The sequence below is a fragment of the Pseudomonas sp. O39 genome (assembly GCF_045447295.1).
In the GTDB taxonomy this organism is placed as follows: Bacteria; Pseudomonadota; Gammaproteobacteria; order Pseudomonadales; family Pseudomonadaceae; genus Aquipseudomonas; species Aquipseudomonas antarctica_A.
This window is the reverse complement of the sequence record NZ_JBJGXV010000008.1, coordinates 34,012-52,077: the sequence shown is the minus strand read 5'-3', so window position 1 is coordinate 52,077 and position 18,066 is coordinate 34,012. Positions and strand designations below refer to the sequence as shown.

Sequence of the window (18,066 nt, the reverse complement as noted above, 5' to 3'; positions counted from 1 at the left end):
GAAGTGGGCTTTATTCATGATCCTGGCTGGCCGGAGAATGGGCAACCCCCCTTGTTCGGAGTGTTCGTCATGCCTATTTCTACCGTGGCCGCATTGCAAATCGGCGCCCTGCCGGATGGCAAGGCGCAAACCCTGGCACAAATCCTGACCTATGAGGACGAAATACTGCGCAGTGGCGCGCAATTGGTGGTGATGCCGGAGGCCTTGCTCGGCGGCTACCCCAAGGGCGAAAGCTTCGGCACGCAGTTGGGTTATCGCCTGCCGGAGGGCCGCGAAGCGTTTGCGCGGTATTTTGCCAATGCCATCGACGTGCCGGGCATCGAGACCGAGGCCCTGGCCGGGTTGTCGGCACGTACCGGCGCGAGCCTGGTACTCGGTGTGATTGAGCGCAGTGGCAGTACGCTGTATTGCACCGTGCTGTATTTCGAGCCGTCGGGCGGCCTGGTCGCCAAGCACCGCAAGTTGATGCCCACCGGCACCGAACGGCTGATCTGGGGCAAGGGCGATGGCTCGACCTTGCCGGTGATCGACGCAGCGGTAGGCCGCATCGGCGGCGCAGTGTGCTGGGAAAACATGATGCCGTTGCTGCGCACAGCGATGTACGCCAAGGGCGTGGAGGTGTGGTGCGCGCCGACCGTGGATGAGCGCGAGATGTGGCAGGTGAGCATGCGCCATATTGCTCACGAAGGTCGCTGCTTTGTGGTGAGTGCCTGTCAGGTGCAGGCTTCTCCCGAGGCGCTGGGGGTGAAGGTTGCCAACTGGCCATCAGACCGCGCGTTGATCGCCGGCGGCAGCGTGATTGTCGGGCCGATGGGCGACATCCTGGCCGGGCCGCTGGTGGGAGAGGCGGGGTTATTGATCGCGCAGATCGACACCGATGACCTGGTGCGGGCGCGGTATGACTATGACGTAGTGGGGCATTACGCGCGGCCGGATGTTTTTGAGCTGGTGGTGGATGAACGTGCCAAACCGGGTGTGCGCTACATCACTGACTAAAACCCGCTGGAACAATGTGGGCGCTGGCTTGCCTGCGATAGCGGTATGTCAGTCAACACCTCTGCTGCTGACCCGGCGCCATCGCAGGCAAGCCAGCGCCCACATTAATTTTCAGCGCTTGTGCAATTGTGATTCAAGCCATTCCTCGCGGGTCATTTCCCACAGCTCGCGTGGGAAAGTCCCTTCTACAAACTCCCCGTTATCCGTGCGGATCAACCGCATCCCCGTGCGCTCGGAAATCCGCCGTGACCCCAGGTTAGGCGCAGCCTTGGGCACGCGCAGCAGCGGGCGTTTGAGCGTGCCGAACCAGTATTCGGTCACCGCCGCACTGGCTTCGCTCATCAAGCCCTGGCCTTGCCACTGCGGGCCCAGCCAGAAACCTCGGTTGTTGTCCTGTTCGTCCATCAGGCTGATATTGCCGATCAGTTGCTCGGGCGCGCTGTTGAGGCGGATCGACCAGTGCCACTCCTCGCCACGGGCCATGGCGGGCAGGGCGTTCTGTTGCAGATAAGTGCGTGCGCCGTCAGCCGGGTAGGGCCAGGGCACCAGGGCATTGAGGTAGCGCACCACTTCCCAATGCGGGAATTGCTGCTGGATACCGTCCGCGTCGTCCAGGGTGAGCGGGCGCAGGATCAGTCGTTCAGTGAGCAATATCGGTTGCATGGCAGTTACCAGGTCGCCGTGTTCGGCAGGTCCAACGTACCGCGCTCCACGAAGCGCATGGTGCCGAATAGCCCACCGGCCAGTTTGCCACGCAGTACGTACGGCAAGTTGTTCAAGCTCTGGGTCTGGCTCAGCCCCAGCGTTTGACGCAACACCGAAAACGCCGAAACGCTGACCGGCACCATCAGCACGGTCTCGGAAAAGCGTGCAATGGTACCGGCTTGATCACTCACCCCCGACGCCAGCGGCCGACCATTCACGTCCAGGTCCAGGGCTACGCCGCTGTAGTCGATCGCCGTTTCATTGGGGTTTTGCACCCGCAGCTTCACGGCGAAGCGTACTTCCAGGTCCTGGCTTTGCAGCGGCTCGATGCCGACCACCGTAATGTTGACCGGGTCGCGGTTGGGGAACAGCGCGCAGGCGCTCAAGGTAAGCAGCAGCAGCGATAGAACCATGAGCTTGCGCATTAAAGATGCTCCTATTTCGTGACGTCCGGATCCTGCATGACCTTGAGGGTAGAGGACTCCGGATCAAATTCATCCTCTTCCAGCTCTAAGAACTCTTCCGGCAGGAAAATGTTCAGCACAATTGCACAGAACGCACCCACGGTGATGGGCGACTCGAAGATGTTGTGCAGCGCCTTGGGCAAGTCGCGCAAGACTTCCGGCACGGCCGCGACACCCAGGCCCATGCCCAGGGAAATCGCCACAATCAGCACATTGCGCCGATGCAGCCCGGCTTCGGCAAGAATCTTGATCCCGGCCACGGCCACGGTGCCGAACATGATCAGGGTGGCGCCGCCGAGTACCGGTTTGGGCATCAGTTGCAGCACGGCTCCGATCATCGGGAACAGCCCCAGCAGCACCAGCAGGCCGGCGATAAAGTACGCCACGTAGCGACTGGCCACGCCGGTCAGCTGAATCACGCCATTGTTTTGGGCGAAGGTCACCATCGGCAGGCTGTTGAACGTCGCGGCCATCGCTGAATTGAGGCCGTCGGCCAGCAGGCCCGACTTGATACGCTTGATGTACAGCGGGCCTTTGACCGGTTGCTGGGAAATCATCGAGTTGGCCGTCAAGTCACCGGCGGCTTCCAATGGCGAAATCAGGAAGATCACCGCCACCGGTATAAACGCCACCCAGTCGAACGAGAACCCGTACTTGAACGGCACCGGCACGCTGATTAACGGCACCTGCGGCAGCGCCGCCATGTCGACGCGGCCCATCCACCAGGCCACCACGAAGCCCAGGGTCAGGCCGATTACGATCGAACCCAGGCGCAGGAACGGATTACTGAAGCGGTTGAGCACCACAATGGTCAGCAGCACCAGCGCCGCCAGCCCCATGTTGCTCGCCGCGCCCAGATCACTGGAACCGAAGCCCCCCGCCATGTCGGTGACCGCCACCTTGATCAGTGACAAGCCCATCAAGGTGATAATGGTGCCTGTCACTACCGGGGTTATCAGCTTGCGCAGCTTGCCGATGAACTGGCTGAGCACCACTTCGATAAAGGCTGCGAAAAAGCAGATGCCGAAGATCGTCGAGAGGATCTCATCCGTGCCGCCGCCTCGGGCCTTGACCATGAACCCGGCACTTAAAATAACGCTGATAAACGAAAAACTGGTGCCCTGCAGGCACAGTAGGCCGGAACCGATCGGACCGAACGTGCGCGCTTGCACAAAGGTCCCGAGCCCGGACACGAACAGCGCCATGCTCACCAGGTACGGCACTTCGCTTTCCAGGCCAAGCACGCCGCCGACGATCAACGTGGGGGTGATGATGCCGACGAAACTCGCGAGCACATGTTGCAGTGCTGCAAAAATCGCTGCGGTGAAGTGCGGGCGGTCTTCCAGGCCGTAGATCAGGTCGGATTTATAGCGGGGGCGCGGAGCTTGAGCGTCAGACAAAATGCGGGCTCGGGTCAGAAAAGGGACGCGAAGGATGCCAGAAAGTGCCTGTTGTCAGAAGTGTGAAAAAATATTTCGAAATGCGCCCATTAATTTCTCAAGTCTGCCGATAGCCTGAACAGGCCCACACATTAATGACAACCGTGACGCCTGGAGGTCCGAGCGGTGCGTTGACACTCGCGGATCGTGTCGCGGCAGGGATGCTCGCAAACTCTACTTCTTGAGAGCAGCCCTATGTCCCTTCGTAATCTGAATATTGCCCCTCGCGCTTTTCTCGGTTTTGCGTTCATTGCGTTGCTGGTAGTAATCCTTGGCGTGTTTGCCGTCAACCGCATGACGACGATCCGTCAAGCATCGCTGGATATGGGGACCAACCAATTACCCAGCGTGAAGTTTCTCGGCAACATGACCGAGAACGTGCTGCGCCTGCGAATTCTCTCGTTCCGCATATTGATCAATCGCGAGCCCGCCTCCCTGGAAGAAGCCAAAACTCGCGTGGCTTTTTTGGTCGACAAGGTCAAGCAGGCGCAGAGCGCTTATGCGGCGATGCCGTCGGGCGCTCAAGAGGCGGCGTTGTACAAGACTTTCGCCGTCACGCTCGACAGTTACTTCACCGCCCAGGCCGAGATGATGTCGCTGTCCCAGCAGAACAAAGTCGAGGAGATGCGCACCCTCATCAATACACGTATCAAGGACGGTACTGACCTGATGGGCGAGCAGTTGAACAAACTGATTGCTATCAATAGTGCGGATGCCGAACAGGCCGGCCGTGATGCTGAAGGCAGCTATCAGCAAGCGGTCGCCGGCATTATCGGCGTGTCGGTGGTGGCGGCGTTGATGACGGTGTTGCTGGCCTGGCTGCTGACTCGCAGCATCGTTACGCCGCTGCGCAAAGCCGTGGAAGTGGCAGAGACCATTGCGGCCGGCAACCTCAGCAAAGCCATCGAAGACGACGGTAAGGACGAACCGGCACGTTTGCTCGGTGCCTTGGCCGCGATGCAAACCAACCTGCGCCAAACCATCCAGCACATTGCCGGTTCCGCCACCCAGCTTGCGTCAGCAGCGGAAGAACTGAGCGCGGTCACCGAGGAAGCCTCCAAAGGCCTGCAACAGCAGAACAACGAAATCGACCAGGCCGCCACCGCCGTCAACGAAATGACCGCTGCCGTGGAAGAGGTGGCGCGCAACGCGGTGTCCACCTCCGAAGCCTCCAGCCAATCCAACCAGGCGGCGCGTGAAGGGCGTGACCGTGTGGTGGAAACCGTCGGCGCGATTCAAACCATGACTCAGGATGTACAAAACACGTCGGTCATGATCGAAGGCCTGGCCACTCAGGGCCGCGACATTGGCAAGGTCCTCGACGTGATACGCGCAATTGCCGAACAGACCAACCTGCTCGCGCTCAACGCAGCGATTGAAGCGGCCCGCGCCGGTGAAGCCGGCCGTGGGTTCGCGGTGGTGGCCGATGAAGTCCGCGCCTTGGCTCATCGCACCGCGCAGTCGACCCAGGAAATCGAAAAAATGGTCGCCGGTATCCAGAGCGGCACCGGTGAAGCGGTGCAGTCAATGCAGCAGAGCAACCAGCGCACCCAGGCCACCCTGGAAATGGCCCGCGCCGCCGGTGTGGCCCTGGAGCAGATCACCCAATCCATCAGCCTGATCAATGAGCGCAACCTGGTGATCGCCAGCGCGTCGGAAGAGCAGGCGCAGGTGTCCCGTGAAGTGGACCGCAACCTGGTGAACATCCGCGACCTGGCGACTCAGTCGGCGGCGGGCGCCAACCAGACCAGCGCGGCCAGCCATGAGCTGTCGCGCCTGGCGGTGGATTTGAACGGGATGGTCGCGCGTTTCGTCATCTGATCCGAAAGCGTGGGGGAGCGCGCCGCTCCCCGCATTTACACCTCGTTCACGTTGACCCAACGCGCTTCCCGCGCGGCCAAGCGAATCGCCGTTGCCAGCCGTTCGACCTCCCACGCGTGCTCAAAGTCGGTACCATCGACGCCCTGGCCTGCCAGCGCCATGATCAATTCGTGTACTTCCAGCGTCTTCAACTCGTTGTAGCCCAACTGATGCCCGGCCGCCGGGCTGAACGCGGCATAGCCGGGCAGGGCAGGACCTGCCAGCAAACGCTGGAAACCGTCCTGGCCGACACGGCATACACGCAGCTCATTCAAGCGTTCCTGATCGAACGCAAGGGTGCCTTTCGTACCGCTGATTTCGAAGCTCAGGTGGTTCTTGTAGCCATGCTTGAGCCAACTGCTGCTCACGGTGCCACGGGCGCCGTTGGCAAAGCGCAGCAGCGCATGCACCTGGTCATCCACGGCAATCGCGCGGTGCGTCTGGCTACCGGCGGTGGCGGGGCGCTGGGCATGGACGGTCTGGGTGTCGGCGCACACGCTGAGCACATCGCCCACCAGGTAGCGTGCCATCGACAGCAGATGGCTACCGAGGTCCGCCAGCGCACCACCGGCATGTTCCACTTCACAACGCCACGACCAGGGCGAAGCCGGGTCGGCCATGAAGTCTTCGCTGAACTCGCCCTGGAAGCTGATGATCTCGCCCAGCTCGCCATTGGCGATCATCTGCCGTGCCAGGCTGATCATCGGGTTGTGCTGATAGTTGTAGCCGACACGCGTGACCACGCCGGCGGCACGCGCAGCGCGGCGCATGGCGTCGGCCTGTTCCAGGCTGACGGCCAGCGGCTTTTCGCAATACACCGCCTTGCCCGCCGCAATGGCGGCCATGGCCATGGGGTAGTGCAGATGATTGGGGGTGGTGATGGCCACCACTTCAACCGTGGGGTCGTCGATCAGCGCCTGCCAATCGCCGTGGGCCTGGGCAAACCCCCACGCCGTGGCGCAACGCCGAGCGCGCTCGGTGTCGGCATCGGCCAGGGCGGCCAGCTTGAGGCGTACCGGCAGTTCGAATACCGCCCGCGCATTGTTGAACGCTAACGCATGGGCGCGCCCCATGAAGCCCGTGCCGATCAGGCCGATTCCGAGTTCACGCATAGCCGTGGTCCTTTGAATTATTGTTTTCAAGAGCGCCATTAATGGAATAAAAATTCTCTAAATTCAATAGGTGGAATAAATATTCATTAATCAGCCTGGGTAATGCAGTCATATTCAGGCCGCGGCCAAACGCCGCCAGTTAACAAAAGATAACGTAGCGCCGATTGTCAGACGATTCGAAAGCCCGATAGGATGGCCCTGCTTCCTCCAGGCGCTCTAGAGTGCAGGTTTCAGAGCCCGGGAAGGCGAGACCACCTAACAATAATAAATGGGGAGAAAGGTCTATGAGTGAGCCTGTCATGGGTTGGGCTGTTTGCTGCCCGCGCGCCGCACGCAAGGTTGCGATGCTGGCCACAGCGCTCTCGCTGTTTGGGGTGTTATCGACACCCGTGTTCGCCGCCGGCGATACCAGTGCACAGCCGGTATTTGCGATTGAATCCCCCAAGGCCGCCAAAGGCCTGATGATCGATGTGGTCCACGCCGGCAAGCGTCTGGTGGCGGTCGGTGATCGCGGGCACATCCTCTATTCCGATCACCAGGGCAGCACCTGGACCCAAGCCAAAGTCCCTACCCGGCAACTGCTCACGGCGGTGTATTTCGTCGACGATAAACACGGTTGGGCGGTCGGCCATGATGCGCAGATTCTGGCGAGCGCCGACGGCGGCGCCACCTGGGCCCAGCAATACCAGGATCTCAAGCGCGAAGCCCCGTTGCTCGACGTGTGGTTCAAGGATGCCGAACACGGTATCGCCGTGGGCGCCTACGGTGCGTTGATTGAAACCACCGATGGTGGCAAACGCTGGGAAGACGTCAGCGACCGTCTCGACAACGAAGACCAGTTCCACCTCAACGCCATCGCCTACATCAAGGACGCCGGGCTGTTTATTGTCGGCGAGCAGGGCAGCATGTTCCGCTCCAGCGACGACGGCCAGACCTGGGAGAAGCTCGAAGGCCCCTACGCGGGGTCGCTGTTCGGTGTGATCAGCACCGCCCAACCGCAAACCCTGTTGGTCTATGGCCTGCGCGGCAACCTGTATCGCTCCACGGATTTCGGCACCACCTGGGAGCAGGTCCAATTGAATGCGGCGCGTGGCGCCCTGGAGTTCGGTTTGTCGGGGGCGAGTTTGCTCGATGACGGCTCGCTGGTCGTGGTCGGCAACGGCGGCAGTGTGGTGGTCAGTCACGACGACGGCCAGACCTTCAGCGTATTCAACCGCCCGGACCGCATTTCATTGTCGGCGGTCACTGCGGCAGGCAATGGCAACTTGATTCTGGTCGGGCAGGGCGGTGTACGCGTTGCGACGCCGGCCGGCGCTGAACTCGAAAAACAATAAGAAGGCGGGTAAAGAATGAGCAGTCATCACAACGATAAAGCGACCTTGCTTGAGCGCCTGATCTTCAACAATCGCCCGGCAGTCATCGTCATCTGCCTGCTGGTGAGTATTTTCCTGTTCTGGCAGGCGACGCTGATTCGTCCGTCCACCAGCTTTGAAAAGATGATCCCCCTAAAGCATCCCTTCATCGAAAAGATGATGGAACACCGCAATGACCTGGCCAACCTGGGCAACACCGTGCGCATCTCGGTGGAGGCCAAGGATGGCGACATTTTCACCAAGGAGTACATGGAGACCCTGCGCCAGATCAACGACGAGGTGTTCTACATCTCGGGCGTCGACCGCTCGGGCCTCAAGTCGCTGTGGAGCCCCAGCGTACGCTGGACCGAAGTCACCGAAGAAGGCTTTGCCGGCGGTGAAGTGATCCCGCAAAGCTACAACGGCTCGCCACAAAGCCTCGACCAGTTGCGCAATAACGTGCTCAAGTCCGGCCAGGTCGGGCGCCTGGTGGCCAACGACTTCAAGTCAAGCATCGTCGACATCCCGCTGCTGGAGTCCTACCCGGACCCGCAGGATCAGGGCAAATTGCTGGCCCTGGACTACCGCAAGTTCTCCCATGAACTCGAAGACAAGATCCGCGACAAGTTTGAAGCGCAAAACCCCAACGTCAAAATCCACATCGTCGGCTTTGCCAAGAAGGTCGGCGACCTGATTGATGGCCTGGTCATGGTGGTGATGTTCTTTGGCATCGCATTCGTCATCACCCTGATTCTGCTGCTGTGGTTCACCAACTGCCTGCGTAGCACCGTCGCGGTATTGAGCACGACATTGGTGGCGGTGGTCTGGCAACTCGGGCTGATGCACTTTTTCGGTTTCGGCCTCGATCCGTATTCGATGCTGGTGCCGTTCCTGATTTTCGCCATCGGTATTTCCCATGGCGTGCAGAAGATCAACGGTATTGCGCTGCAATCCAGTGAGGCTGACAACGCGCTGACCGCGGCGCGACGCACGTTCCGGCAACTGTTCCTGCCGGGGATGATCGCGATTCTCGCCGACGCCGTGGGCTTTATCACGCTGCTGATCATCGATATCGGCGTAATCCGCGAGCTGGCCATCGGCGCCTCCATCGGCGTGGCGGTGATCGTGTTCACCAACCTGATCCTGCTGCCAGTGGCGATCTCCTACGTCGGCATCAGCCAGCGCGCCATCGCCAAGAGCAAAAAGGACGCGCACCGCGAACACCCGTTCTGGCGCCTGCTGTCCAAATTCGCCAGCCCCAAGGTCGCGCCGGTGTCTGTTTTGCTCGCGCTGATCGCCTTCGGTGGCGGCCTCTGGTACAGCCAGAACCTCAAGATTGGCGATCTGGACCAGGGCGCACCGGAACTGCGCCCGGACTCGCGCTACAACAAGGACAACAATTTCATCATCAGCAACTACTCCACCAGTTCCGACGTGCTGGTGGTGATGGTCAAGACCCGTGCTGAAGGCTGTTCGCGCTATGAAGCCATGGCGCCCATCGACCAACTGATGTGGAAGATGCAGAACACCGAGGGCGTGCAGTCGGCGATCTCACTGGTGACCGTGTCCAAGCAAATGATCAAGGGGATGAACGAGGGCAACCTCAAATGGGAAACCTTGTCGCGCAACCCTGACGTACTGAACAACTCTATTGCCCGTGCCGATGGCCTGTACAACAACAATTGCTCGCTGGCGCCGGTGCTGGTGTTCCTCAACGACCACAAGGCCGAAACCCTCGACCGTGCGGTACATGCCGTGCAGGACTTCGCCAAGGAGAACAACAAGGACGGCCTGGAATTTATCCTCGCCGCCGGTAACGCCGGGATCGAAGCCGCCACCAACGAGGTCATCAAGGAGTCGGAGCTGACCATTCTGATCCTGGTCTACCTGTGCGTGGCCACCATGTGCATGATCACCTTCCGCTCGTGGGCCGCCACCCTGTGCATCGTGTTGCCGCTGGTACTGACCTCGGTGCTGGGCAACGCGCTGATGGCGTTCATGGGCATCGGCGTCAAGGTCGCGACCTTGCCGGTGGTGGCGCTGGGCGTGGGGATTGGCGTGGATTACGGCATCTACATCTACAGCCGTCTGGAAAGCTTCCTGCGTGCCGGCTTGCCGTTGCAAGAGGCTTACTACCAAACGCTCAAGTCCACCGGCAAAGCCGTGCTGTTCACCGGCCTGTGCCTGGCAATCGGCGTGTGCACCTGGATCTTCTCGGCCATCAAGTTCCAGGCCGACATGGGCCTGATGCTCACCTTCATGCTGCTGTGGAACATGTTCGGCGCGCTGTGGCTGTTGCCGGCGCTCGCGCGGTTCCTGATCAAGCCCGAGAAACTGGCGGGGCAGAAGGGCAATTCGTTGTTTGCCCACTGATGGTTTAACGGCCTTGCTCGGTCAACCTGTGGGAGCGGCGGTGCGACGATTCGACTTGCTCGCGAATGCGGTGGTTCAGTCTATGCATTGGGTGACTGATACTCCGCATTCGCGAGCAAGTCGCACCGCCGCTGCCACTTTGGTTCTATGTCCAACCTATAGATTACAGCGTGGGCTATCATTGGCACTTTCCCGCAAAATGATTGACTGCCATGACTGCTGACAACCTGACTACCATCCTCGCCACCAGCGACATGCTGGAAATCGATGGCCTGCACGCCTTTGATTTCAACCTGGACGACCAAAAATTGCTGATCATTTGCATGGACGGTCGTGCCGAGAAACGCTGGAGTTTCAGCCTGGAGCAAGTCAAGGCGGCGGTTTTTGATCAAACCCTGCAAAGCTGGACCCTTACCGGTGACTCGGGCGAGCATCGCCTGGTCTGCATGAGCGGCGTCACCGGCAACAATAACGACGAGGATGAAGCGGATGATGATGCGTAAATTCTGGCCCCTGCTGATGGCGGGCAGTGTGGGTGCGATGTCGGTGCAAGCCGCGCCGGTCGACACGTATGAACTGCTGGTGGGCAGCTACACGGCCGGCACCAGCGAAGGCATCTACCGCCTGCAGTTTGATAGCCGTACGGGGCAGTTCAGTGGCAAGCCGGTGCTGGCGGCCAAGGCGGCCAACCCCTCGTGGCTGACGGTTTCCAAAGACCAGAAGCACCTGTTTGTGGTCAACGAGAACGGCCCGGGCCAGAAAGACCCGGTCGGGCGCGTCAGCAGCTACAGCATTGACCCGCAGAGCCATCAGCTCACCCTGATCAACCAGGTGCAGAGCCTGGGCAACGAGCCGACCCATTCCAGCCTGGCTGCTGACGGGCGCTACCTGTTCGTCGCCAACTATTCAGTGCTGGAAGACCCGGGCGGTAGCCTGGCGGTGCTGCCGGTCGATGCCAATGGCAAGCTGTCGGCGCCGGTGCAGTTGAGCGCGCACCCGGCGAGCCGCGTCAACCCTGAGCGCCAGGCCTCCAACCACGTGCATTCGGTGGTGTCGTCGCCGGATGGCAAATACGTGTATGTCCAGGACTTGGGGGCAGACAAGATTTTTGTTTACCACTATGACCCAAAGGCCAACCATGAACTGCCACTCACTGCGGCCAACCCGGCCTCCGTGCCATTGCCACCGGGCAGCGGCCCACGCCACTTGCTGTTCAGTGCCGATGGCAAGCATGCCTGGCTGACCACCGAGATGAGCGCTCAGGTGGCGGTGTTCGATTACAAGGACGGCACGCTCAGCCAAACCCAACTGGTGGATTTCGCTGCCGGGCAGCCGGTGTCCGACAAGGCGGGCGCAGCACTGCACGCCTCAAGTGACGGCAAATTCCTTTACGTCAGCAACCGCGGCACGGCCAACCAGATGCTGGTATTCAGCATCGACCCGGCTACCGCGCACCTCAAGGAACTCCAGCGCCGTTCCGTCGAAGGTGACCACCCACGCGAGTTCAGCCTGGACCCGAGCGGCAAGTTCCTGCTGATCGCCAACCAGAAAAGCAATGAAATCGTGGTGGTCGAACGTGACCCCAAGACCGGCCTGCTGGGTAAAACCGTGCAGAAATTGCCGATCGATGCACCCAGCGACCTCAAGTTCCTGGTGCGTCAATAAGCCACAGGCCCCGCAGTGCGGGGCCTGACTCTGTGTATTAATTCTATTAATAGCGGCTACTGTTTCAAAGCATTTCTAAGGTTTAGCCCTCGGGCGTAAGTTTGGTTCCAAGGCCTTCCCCGGCCACTCAATCAAACGAACACAAGGGTTACCGACATGAACTTCAATCTCTTCTCGATTATCGCCGCTTCCGCTGTTTCCGCCACCGTGGCATTGCCTGCCGCTGCCAGCGTGGAAGTCTCCGGCAAAAAATCCAGCACCAGCGCCTACACCCAGAAATACCTGCAACAGAGCGCCAACTTCTATGCCGCACTGGATCACAAGATTCAACACTGAGCTTGAGCTGAGCGACGGTCAAATGTGGGAGCTGGCTTGCCTGCGATGAAATCAACTCGGTGTATCAGTTGGACCGAGTTGTCGGCATCGCAGGCAAGCCAGCTCCCACATTTGATTGTGTTGGGCTCAGGGTTTTGCCATCACCGCAATAAACAGCGGCGATTCCACAAAGCGTTGTAGCCAGGCTTGTAACTGGCGATACGGCGTCCCGGCAAACCACTCGCGATCCACATGGGCAAACTGGCGCACAAACGGCGCCAGTGCCACATCGGCCAGGCTCAAATGCTCGGCCAGCAAATAGTCATTTCCCGCCAACAAACCTTCCAGCGTCTGTAAAAACACCTCGCCCTCGGCCCGGTAATGTTCCATCGGCTGCTCCGGGTAGCGCTCGGCGTACTTGTATCGATTCAAGTGATGTTTGAAGACCTGATCGTTCTCGGTAATCAGGTCCAGCACCCTCGGGTCGCCTTTTAGCAACCAGTCATCCGGATCATGCTGCGCCAACGCCCATTGCATGATTTCCAGGCTTTCCTCGATCACCCGGCCACCCACGCTGAGCACCGGCACCGTGCCCTTGGGCGACAGCGCGAGCATCTCGGCCGGCTTGGCCTTGAGGCTTACCTCGACGATCTGCACAGGCACGCCTGAGTAGCGCAACGCCAGGCGCGCCCGCATCGCATACGGGCAGCGCCGAAACGAATACAGCAGCGCTTCGCTCACTTGACCTCCAGGGTGCTCAAGCCATTGCCCTGGCGCTTGACCTGGATCTGCACCGGGATGCGTTCGTGCATTTCCTGCACGTGAGAGATCACCGCCACCTTGCGGCCCTGTGCCTGCAGGCCGTCCAAGGCGTCCATGGCCAATTGCAGCGATTCCGGGTCGAGGCTGCCAAAGCCTTCGTCGATAAACAGCGACTCGATTTTCAACGTACTCGACGCCATCGAAGCCAGGCCCAACGCCAGCGCCAGTGACACCAGGAATGTTTCGCCACCGGACAACGAATGCACCGAGCGCAATTCGTCGCCCATCTCCGTATCCATCACCAGCAAGCCGAGCATGCTGCCGCCACGCTTGAGGCGGTAGCGGCGCACCAACTGGCGCAGTTGCACGTTGGCGTGGTGCACCAACAGGTCGAGGTTGTAGGCCTGGGCGATCTTGCGGAAGGTGTCGCCGGTGGCCGAGCCGATCAGCGCATTCAGGCGTGCCCAGCGCTGCCACTCGTCATACGCCTTGGCGATATGCTCGGCCAACACGTGGTTGGCGTCCTGGCGGCGCTGGTCTTCGGACTGGCGCGCACGCAGTTCCGCGCAGGTTTTTTCACCTTCGGCCAATTGCTGATTGAGCGCAGCCAGGGCAGCGTCCAGTTGTTCGGCTGCCAGGTTGCCGTTGTGCAATGCTTGGTGTTCAGCCAGGCGTTGTTCGCGTTCCTGCAGCAGCACCTTGGCTTGTTCGACGGCTTTTTCGCTGTGCTGCAACTGCTGGCGCAATGCGCTGACGTGGCTGTCATCAAAGGCCAGCAAGCGCGTGAGCCCTTCGTCATGCAGGTCGGGGTGCAAGGCACGCCATTCGCTCAGGCGTTCGCCCAGGGTGTGCTGCTCGGCGGCCAAGGCCTGTTGGCGATCCTGCTGCGCCTTGAGGTCGGCGGCCAATTGAATCAGCGCGTTGCGGATCTCTTGCAGCTGTTGGTTGGCATCGGTCTCGCTTTGGCGTGACTGGGCCACCGCCTGGTCCAGTTGCTGTTGCCACTGTTCGGCACTGCTGTGCTCGCCGAGCAGTGCGCTGAGTGTTGCCTGCGCGGTCTGTTGCCGTGCAGACAGCTCGGTGACCTGCTGGAGCAAGGCGTCCAGTTGCTGCTGGCGATGCTGCTGATGGGTGTGTTCTTTCTCGATGGCCTGCTGGCGCTCATGCTGCTCGGCCAGTTCATCGCGCTGGTGGCCCAGTTGCTCAAGGCGTTGGCTGACGTGCTGGTCCAACTGCATAAACGTCGCCGCCGGTTCACGGCGCAGACCTTCGAGGGTTTCGGCGGGCAGCAGGCTGGCGAAGGCATGGAGTTCTTCGTCGAGGCGCTCGCGGTCGTTGGACAGTTCGCGCTGCTGGTCCACCAGCAACTGGCGGGCTTGCTGGCTTGCGTCCTGGGCGGCTTGCAGTTGTTGCTGCAAGCGCCCGGCATTTTGCTGAAGGTTGAGCAGGGCGCCCTGGCGTTGTTCGTCCTGGCTGATGCTTTGCGTCAGTTGCGCCAGTTGCTGGGCCAGCCAGGTGCTGCGTTTGGCGGCGTCCTGATTGAACAACGAGGCGGCCAATGGGTGCGCTTGCAGGCTGGGTGTCAGGCCTTGTTGCTGGGTCGCCAGTTGCTCCTGCTGCTGCAGGAACTCCTTTTGCTGGGCGATCAAACCGCCGACTTCGCCACGCAGCTCGGTGAGTTTTTCCTTGAGCGTGTCGACCGCTTTCTGCGCCGTCGCTTCTTCGTTTTCATCATGACGGCCAAGGCTTTGCAGCAACGCTTCGGGCTGGTGGTACGGATGCTCATGGCTGCCGCACACCGGGCACGGTTGGTCGTCCTGCAACTGCTCGCGCAATTCCTCGACGCTGGCACTGCGGGCCAGGCGCTGGCGTTCCAGCAGTTGCTTGGTCACCGTCAGGGTTTGTTCGGCCACCGTCAGTTCGGCTTTGGTCTGCAGGCCGGTCTGGTTCAGTTGTTCGCGTTGCTGCTGGGCGTCCGCGAGCTTTTGCGTCAATGCAGCAGCCTGTTGGTCCAGCTGTTGCTGGCTATCCCACAGGCGCGTGAGGTCTTCGAACGCGCGCTGTTGCTTGCGGTTGTCTTGCAGCAGGCTGGCGAGTAATTGAATCTGCTCTGCGACCGCGTGCGGCTCGGCACCGGCTTCCTGATACAGCAGGTCCAGCGCGTCGCGTTGTTGGGCGAACTTGTCGGCTGCGGCGGTGGCGCACTGTTCGAGTTGCGGCAGCTCGCTCTGGCCCTTGTTGAGGCGGTTGCCGATCAGCATCAGCTGTTGCAGACGGTCGCGGTAGGCGCTCCAGGCGTCGCTCAGCGGTGCCAGAGTGGCACTGCGTTCCAGCTCGGCCGCCAGGCGTTGCAGGCGTTCGGTGACTTGGGTTTGCTTCTCCAGCAACCCGGTGAGCAAGGCCTGGCCTTCTTGGCAGGCGCTTTCCTGTTGCTGTTTGTCGTCGCTGCGCTTGGTCAGGTCTTGGGTCAGGTGGGCGAGGGTGCTCTGTGCTTCGAACGCCTGACGCAACAAGGGCACGGCGTCGGCCTGCTGTTTCAGGGCGTCAGCCAAGGCTGCCTGGGCGGCGGACTGCTGCTGTTGCGCCTGCTCCTGACGCGCCTGCAGCGTGGTTTGCTGCGCGAGGTGCTGCTGAATCTGCGCGGCGAGCGGTGCAAGTAACGTAGCGAGTTCAGCCTGGCGCGCAAACTGATGGCGTTGCGGTGCCAATTGCTCCAGGCGGCTCAGGTCCTGGCGCTGCTGGCCCTGGCCTGCCCAATCCGCCTGCGCCCGTTGCAGTTGCTCTGTTGCATGTTGCTGGCGCTCCTGCCACTCACGCAGCTCCTTGAGCCAGGTGTGCTGCAGCTCCAACTGCTTGAGCTGGGCCTGTTGGGTCTTGAGCTGTTGCTGAGCCTCGGTCAACTGTTGATCGAGTTCGGCGCGGGCCTCGGCGGGCAACGGCACCACGCCGGTGGCCTGGTCTTGCAGCTGTTTATGCGCGTCCTTGGCGTCCTTGGCCTTGTCGAAGGCGCGGCGGCCCAACTGGGTGTAGAGCGCGGTGTCGGTGAGCTTTTCCAGCAGTTCGCTGCGCTCGTTATCGTTGGCCTTGAGGAAGGCACTGAATTCGCTTTGCGCCAGCAACACCGCGCGGGTGAACTGTTCGAAATTCAGGCCCAGGGCCAGTTCCAGCTGGGTTTTGTATTCAGTCTTCTGGCTGGCCAGCAGTTGGTCGCTGTCCAGGTCGATCAGGCTTTGTCGGCTGTTCTGCAACTTGCCGCTGGCCTTGTCACGGGCGCGGTTGGCTTCCCAGCGCGCACGGTAGCGACGGCCGCTGACGCCGACAAAATCCACCTCGGCATAGCCACCGCCGGTGCCGCGACGCAGCAGGGTGCGCGGGTCGCCGATGGAAATATCGCTGTCGGTATCCGGCATTTTCGCCTGGCCGGTATCGCCCAGGCGCGGCACCGCGCCAAACAGCGCCAGGCACAAGGCATCCAGCAAGGTACTTTTGCCCGCGCCGGTCGGCCCGGTGATGGCGAACAACCCGGCGCTGGCCAAGGGCTCGGCGGTAAAGTCGATTTCAAACGGGCCAGCCAGGGAGGCGAGGTTTTTCAGGCGGATGGCGAGGATCTTCATGGCTGTTCGCCCTCCTGTTGCACTTCCTGGAGCAGCACGGCGAAGTCCTTCAAGGTCTGTTCATCCACTTCACTGCCATAGCTGTCCTGCCACGCGCGGCTGAACAGCTCTTGGGGCGTGAGCTGGTCGAGTTCGATCAGGCGCTCGTCGTCAGTCTCGTCACTGCCGCGTTTGCCGGCATATTCGGCGGCAATGCGCACCAGGCGCACGGCCTTGCCTTGCAGGGCGGTTTCGATTTGCTGGCGCAGGTCCGGTTGCGGCTCATCGAGGCGCACGCGCACTTCCAGCCATGGGTGGCGCTGGGTTTCGGCGAGCAGGTCGATGTCGGGCAGGTCCGCCAATTGCTTGAGGATATCTGCCAGTGGCGCGGCTTCCAGGCGTTGCAGGTTGACCGAACGCGGAATCAGGCGCGGCTCGACACTCACCAGGCACTGGCCCTGAAAGGTCACGTCGAGAATTTGGTGCTTGTAGCCGATTTCGGAAAACGACAAGGGGATCGGCGAGCCACTGTAGCGAATCCGGTCCTCGCCATTTACCCGCTGCGGCTTGTGCAAGTGGCCGAGGGCTACATAACTCACGCTGGCATCGAACAGGCTGGCGGGCAGTGCCTCGGCATTGCCGATGATCAGGCTGCGCTCGGAGTCTTCCGACACCGAACCACCCGCCATGTGCGCGTGGCTGATGGCAATCAGCGCCTGGCCTTTTTTGCGTTTGGCATTGGCGGCGGCGATCAGCCATTCATGTACCTGGCCGATGCCGCGCAGGTAGTCGTCGCCCAAGTGCGCGCCGGTGACTTCCGCCGGGCGCAAAAATGGCAGCGCCAGGCACCAGGCGGCGATCTTGCCTTTGGCGTCAGGCAGCGGGATCAGCAACCGGTCGGCATCCAGTTGGCCATCATCCAGCCACAGCACCCGCCCCAGGGCATGGGTGCGCAAACGGCGCATCAACGGCGCCGGCAACTCGATACGCGAGCCGGAGTCGTGGTTGCCGGCGATCATCACAATCGTGAGTGTCGGGTTTTGTTCGTGGGCGCTGATGATGAAGTCATACAGACGCTCCTGGGCCTTGAGCGGCGGGTTGACCGTGTCGAAGATGTCCCCGGCGATCAGCAACACATCCGGCTGCTCGGCTTTTAATTGACCCAGCAGCCACTCGAGAAAACAGGCGTGTTCGAAGTCGCGTTCCTGGCCATGCAGGTTTTGGCCGAGGTGCCAGTCGGAGGTGTGGAACAGACGCAAGGCGAACTCCGTGGAGAAGATGAAAAGGAGGGGAGTTTACCTGTAAAAGCCCACACCGTGCCCGCGGCTGACCCAGATCAACTGTGGGAGCTGGCTTGCCTGCGATGGCATCACCTCGGTGTGACAGAAAGACCGAGGTGTCTGTATCGCAGGCAAGCCAGCTCCAACAGG

Annotated in this window: 14 protein-coding genes; 7 read left to right on the top strand and 7 right to left on the bottom strand. The window is 61.0% G+C overall.

The genetic code is table 11. The annotated features are described in order from the left end of the window. The first annotated feature begins 69 nt into the window (after positions 1-69). Positions 70-996, top strand: coding sequence for a carbon-nitrogen hydrolase family protein (locus ACI77D_RS13475; protein WP_407016759.1), 927 nt, complete (start codon positions 70-72; stop codon positions 994-996). A 111-nt stretch (positions 997-1,107) separates the two neighbouring features. Here ACI77D_RS13475 and ACI77D_RS13470 read toward each other — a convergent pair whose 3' ends face one another. From ACI77D_RS13470 to ACI77D_RS13460, 3 genes are read right to left on the bottom strand one after another with little or no spacing between them, the layout of a single operon-like run. Next, positions 1,108-1,659 (bottom strand): GNAT family N-acetyltransferase, encoded by a 552-nt coding sequence (locus tag ACI77D_RS13470; RefSeq protein WP_064452708.1) that lies wholly within the window; start codon positions 1,657-1,659, stop codon positions 1,108-1,110. A 5-nt stretch (positions 1,660-1,664) separates the two neighbouring features. Further along, positions 1,665-2,126: an LEA type 2 family protein gene (locus ACI77D_RS13465; protein WP_064452707.1), complete on the bottom strand. Its 462-nt coding sequence runs from the start codon at positions 2,124-2,126 to the stop codon at positions 1,665-1,667. Positions 2,127-2,137: 11 nt separating this feature from the next. Further along, positions 2,138-3,565: a nucleobase:cation symporter-2 family protein gene (locus ACI77D_RS13460; RefSeq protein ID WP_053256554.1), complete on the bottom strand. Its 1,428-nt coding sequence runs from the start codon at positions 3,563-3,565 to the stop codon at positions 2,138-2,140. 234 nt (positions 3,566-3,799) lie between these two features. Here ACI77D_RS13460 and ACI77D_RS13455 point away from each other — a divergent pair, with 234 nt between their 5' ends. Continuing rightward, positions 3,800-5,425: a methyl-accepting chemotaxis protein gene (locus tag ACI77D_RS13455; RefSeq protein WP_407016758.1), complete on the top strand. Its 1,626-nt coding sequence runs from the start codon at positions 3,800-3,802 to the stop codon at positions 5,423-5,425. A 35-nt stretch (positions 5,426-5,460) separates the two neighbouring features. On the opposite strand, the gene ACI77D_RS13450 is transcribed toward ACI77D_RS13455, so the two are convergent. After that, positions 5,461-6,576, bottom strand: a complete 1,116-nt coding sequence (locus ACI77D_RS13450) for a Gfo/Idh/MocA family protein (protein WP_407016757.1) — start codon at positions 6,574-6,576, stop codon at positions 5,461-5,463. Positions 6,577-6,875: 299 nt separating this feature from the next. On the opposite strand from ACI77D_RS13450, the gene ACI77D_RS13445 reads away from it, so the two are divergent. From ACI77D_RS13445 to ACI77D_RS13425, 5 genes are all read left to right on the top strand, one after another. Further along, positions 6,876-7,910: a WD40/YVTN/BNR-like repeat-containing protein gene (locus ACI77D_RS13445; RefSeq protein ID WP_407016814.1), complete on the top strand. Its 1,035-nt coding sequence runs from the start codon at positions 6,876-6,878 to the stop codon at positions 7,908-7,910. A 15-nt stretch (positions 7,911-7,925) separates the two neighbouring features. Beyond that, positions 7,926-10,301 (top strand): RND family transporter, encoded by a 2,376-nt coding sequence (locus ACI77D_RS13440; protein ID WP_064452702.1) that lies wholly within the window; start codon positions 7,926-7,928, stop codon positions 10,299-10,301. Positions 10,302-10,513: 212 nt separating this feature from the next. After that, positions 10,514-10,804: a DUF5629 family protein gene (locus ACI77D_RS13435; RefSeq protein ID WP_407016755.1), complete on the top strand. Its 291-nt coding sequence runs from the start codon at positions 10,514-10,516 to the stop codon at positions 10,802-10,804. Then, positions 10,791-11,966, top strand: coding sequence for a lactonase family protein (locus ACI77D_RS13430; protein ID WP_407016753.1), 1,176 nt, complete (start codon positions 10,791-10,793; stop codon positions 11,964-11,966). The genes ACI77D_RS13435 and ACI77D_RS13430 overlap by 14 nt, the downstream gene beginning before the upstream one ends. 156 nt (positions 11,967-12,122) lie before the next feature. Continuing rightward, positions 12,123-12,302: a hypothetical protein gene (locus ACI77D_RS13425; protein ID WP_064452699.1), complete on the top strand. Its 180-nt coding sequence runs from the start codon at positions 12,123-12,125 to the stop codon at positions 12,300-12,302. A 126-nt stretch (positions 12,303-12,428) separates the two neighbouring features. Here ACI77D_RS13425 and ACI77D_RS13420 read toward each other — a convergent pair whose 3' ends face one another. From ACI77D_RS13420 to ACI77D_RS13410, 3 genes are read right to left on the bottom strand one after another with little or no spacing between them, the layout of a single operon-like run. Next, on the bottom strand, positions 12,429-13,022 hold the full coding sequence (locus ACI77D_RS13420) for a glutathione S-transferase (RefSeq protein ID WP_407016751.1): 594 nt from the start codon (positions 13,020-13,022) through the stop codon (positions 12,429-12,431). After that, positions 13,019-16,657 (bottom strand): AAA family ATPase, encoded by a 3,639-nt coding sequence (locus tag ACI77D_RS13415; protein WP_407016749.1) that lies wholly within the window; start codon positions 16,655-16,657, stop codon positions 13,019-13,021. Before ACI77D_RS13415 ends, ACI77D_RS13420 begins: the two co-directional genes overlap by 4 nt. Beyond that, entirely contained in the window at positions 16,654-17,895 is a 1,242-nt protein-coding gene (locus ACI77D_RS13410) for an exonuclease SbcCD subunit D C-terminal domain-containing protein (protein WP_407016747.1), read from the bottom strand. Before ACI77D_RS13410 ends, ACI77D_RS13415 begins: the two co-directional genes overlap by 4 nt. Positions 17,896-18,066 lie beyond the last annotated feature (171 nt).